Here is a 2,190-nt window from a genome sequence, read left to right on the forward strand (position 1 = left end):
GCTTCGTCCCGTCAGCAGCATACTCATACCGGATGCTGTTACCGTTGGCAAAGGTTACCTCATCAGGCAAATTTAAAAGATTATATCCGATTTTACTAATATCCTTGTTTAAATCTTTAGTCAGATTACCATTTTTATCATAAGCATACTCCATCGTTTGGTTGGAATTGCCTTTAAATTCTGTACCATTCCCATAGACCGAGTTTGTGGAAGCATCCTTAACTGTCTGCAACTAGTTGCCATTATACGCCAAAGTCAGATTATCAATCATCCCGTAACTGCCTGCATCCGTCTGCCCGTAACGCTTCAACCCCAGAATATTCCCCATCTTGTCATACCCCGTAACCTGCTCATTGGACTGGTTTGTATTAGCGGCAAGCACAGCACCTTTCCCGGAGAGGACGTTTACATCCCTGTCGAAAGAGCAAAACGTCTTAACATCTTTGGCATGATTGATAGGGACAGCCGCTTTGAAGACTTCTGTACCTCGGAATCTGTCGATGCCGAGAACGTGGTTGAATTTCTTGATCGATTCTCTTTCAAACTCGGCAGGAAGACATTTGCCGTGTTTGACAATGCCAGTGTACATCGTAATGAGAAAATAAAGCGGATGCGAACCATATGAGAGAAACGGGGACTCTTTCTTTTCTACATCCCACCATACTCCCCTCATTTGAATATTGTGGAGACCCTCTGGGAAATAATGAAAGGAAAATGGTTCTGATCGCAGGGCTATGTCACCACAGAATTGTTCTTTTATGCTACCAACAGAATGCAGGCGGCCATAGGAACAGAACTGAATATTAACTTTAGACATTATGCTGCTTAATTTTGATTAGTAACTTAGTAAACTAGGTCATATTATTACAAAACATACCCTGATATTAATTACCTATTAGATAACTTATATCAGGGTTAAATACTCTATTTTGTTTAAAGCACTATATCAAGAGGTACCCAATCGTATGATGATTGAATTATAATTCTCCTAAGTAATCCATTACTGAAAAAATAAGTTTGGGATATATCTCCATTTAAATCTCCATTTTTCAATACCTTAACTTTTGAAAAATCATATTTTATTGTCTTTTCAAACATCTTATCAAAAAAATCTTTCTTTGACATTCCAATATGTATACTATCCATCAGAATAAAATCCTTATCAACAATATCTGCTGATACGATTTGATAATCTTCATAATGGGAATTATATACAGTTTTTATAAAAGACCTTTTGTTCGTAAATTTTCTTGCAATGCGATCTTGGTCACCATCATTTACAGTTTGCTTCTCAATATTAAAATCCAACTTTAAAAATTGCTTTAGTCCATTTGTACTATAATCGCCCCCTAATAAATAATTGGTTAATGTTCCTTCTGAGCTAATATATAAAGTATCTCCTGTTTGGAAAACTTCTATTGGACCTATTTTACTTTTTGCACAAAATTCATCTAATTCTTTTGCATAAATTATGCATAGAGGAGGGCTTTTCTTCAAACTATCAACATATTGAAAGTTATCTAAAATTTCTAATGAGTATTTATTTGCATCTGATTCATTATAAAATAGGAATAGACAACTTATCATTAGTACAATAAACATATATTTTCTTCTCATATTTAAATTAATTACTAGTTATCACTCCAACCTTTCCGACGCCTGCAGGAAAATGAGACATAAAAGATTGCCATTTATTTATATCAATTAAATAACATCCCTCTGATACTCCGCTATATTTGCTAGGACGTTCTATATAAGGAACTGCAGAATGTCCAATTCTTATCAAAGAAGGAGTATACATAGAACTAGTTGCATTATTAATGCCAGCTTTATGAATATTAGCTCCAGATACAAAGTTAGAGAGATTTCTTGGATTTACTCCTTCCGCAGGTACAAAAGAAGAATTTTCCAACGTACGCATTTGGAGAGCCCAATACTTATTCTTATGTTTTGAACGCACAGCCAATAACAATTGATTTTTTCCTACAGTACCAAACTTATTAGGATCAGAAGGATTAGTAGAAGCAGCATATTCTTCCGTAAATGGTTCTTTTATTATTTTTCCATTATACTTGTAAGGCTGAACACTAGCTGTAGAAGTGAAAGTCCCACCAAACGGATAATACGCATTCGTTTCCTCCACATTGCCATCCTTATCCGCCACCACACGGGTATTCCCCTGATGATCCT

General features: G+C 35.5%; 2 protein-coding genes and 2 pseudogenes. 1 reads left to right on the top strand and 3 read right to left on the bottom strand.

Annotated elements, in window-relative coordinates:
• A pseudogene (locus CZ225_RS24750) lies at positions 1-232 on the bottom strand (RHS repeat-associated core domain-containing protein); the annotation flags it as partial.
• Between the two features lie 216 nt (positions 233-448).
• Here CZ225_RS24750 and CZ225_RS24985 point away from each other — a divergent pair.
• The gene (locus CZ225_RS24985) at positions 449-625 is read left to right on the top strand and encodes a hypothetical protein (RefSeq protein ID WP_449374848.1); all 177 of its coding nucleotides are present in this window, start codon (positions 449-451) and stop codon (positions 623-625) included.
• Positions 626-933: 308 nt separating this feature from the next.
• Here CZ225_RS24985 and CZ225_RS22785 read toward each other — a convergent pair whose 3' ends face one another.
• On the bottom strand, positions 934-1,617 hold the full coding sequence (locus CZ225_RS22785) for a hypothetical protein (protein ID WP_129585943.1): 684 nt from the start codon (positions 1,615-1,617) through the stop codon (positions 934-936).
• A 7-nt stretch (positions 1,618-1,624) separates the two neighbouring features.
• Positions 1,625-2,190: pseudogene (locus CZ225_RS24550) on the bottom strand (hypothetical protein); the annotation flags it as partial.

Origin of the sequence: Bacteroides bouchesdurhonensis, from assembly GCF_900155865.1 — a bacterium.
In the GTDB taxonomy this organism is placed as follows: Bacteria; Bacteroidota; Bacteroidia; order Bacteroidales; family Bacteroidaceae; genus Bacteroides; species Bacteroides bouchesdurhonensis.